Origin of the sequence: Hymenobacter qilianensis, from assembly GCF_014638675.1 — a bacterium.
Lineage (GTDB): Bacteria > Bacteroidota > Bacteroidia > Cytophagales > Hymenobacteraceae > Hymenobacter > Hymenobacter qilianensis.
Genome location: NZ_BMFN01000011.1, coordinates 1 through 964 on the forward strand (window position 1 = coordinate 1; position 964 = coordinate 964).

1 rRNA gene is annotated in these 964 nt (G+C 52.6%); it reads left to right on the forward strand.

From position 1 onward, the window contains the following. A 23S ribosomal RNA gene (locus tag IEW06_RS20640) occupies positions 1–964 on the forward strand; the annotation flags it as partial.

Sequence of the window (964 nt, forward strand, 5' to 3'; positions counted from 1 at the left end):
GTAGTAGTGGGGCAAACCCGGGGAACTGAAACATCTAAGTACCCGGAGGAACAGAAAATAACAATGATTCCCTAAGTAGTGGCGAGCGAACGGGGACGAGCCCAAACCGCGCTGGTTACGGCCAGCACGGGGTTGTAGGACCTCAACATCTGATTGTTTGATTTTAGCTGAACGACGTGGGAAAGTCGACCAGAGACGGTGAGAGTCCGGTAAGCGAGCAAGTCAAGCACGGTAGAGGATTCCTGAGTAGGGGGGGACCGGAGAAATCCCCTCTGAATCCAGCGGCACCATCCGCTAAGGCTACATACTCCTGAGAGACCGATAGTGAACCAGTACCGTGAGGGAAAGGTGAAAAGAACCTCGAATAGAGGAGTGAAAAGAACCTGAAACCGTGTGCTTACAAGCGGTCGGAGCCTTCTAGTGGGGTGACGGCGTGCCTTTTGCATAATGAGCCTACGAGTTACTCCTCCCTGGCAAGGTTAAATGACTCAAGTCATGGAGCCGCAGCGAAAGCGAGTCTGAATAGGGCGCAGAGTCAGGGGGGGTAGACGCGAAACTTTGTGATCTACCCATGACCAGGGTGAAGGTTGGGTAAAACCAACTGGAGGCCCGAACCAGTTTCCGTTGAAAAGGATTTGGATGAGTTGTGGGTAGGGGTGAAAGGCCAATCAAACTGAGAAATAGCTCGTACTCCCCGAAATGTATTTAGGTACAGCGTCGGCGTTGAGTTACGTGGAGGTAGAGCTACCGATTGGACTAGGGGGTGTCAAAGCCTACCGAATCCAGACGAACTCCGAATGCCACGTAATATAGCCGGCAGTGAGGCGTGGGGTGCTAAGGTCCCATGCCGAGAGGGAAAGAACCCAGACCATCCGCTAAGGTCCCTAAATTCGGACTAAGTTGAACAAAGGAGGTCCACTTGCCTTGACAGCCAGGATGTTGGCTTGGAAGCAGCCATTCATTT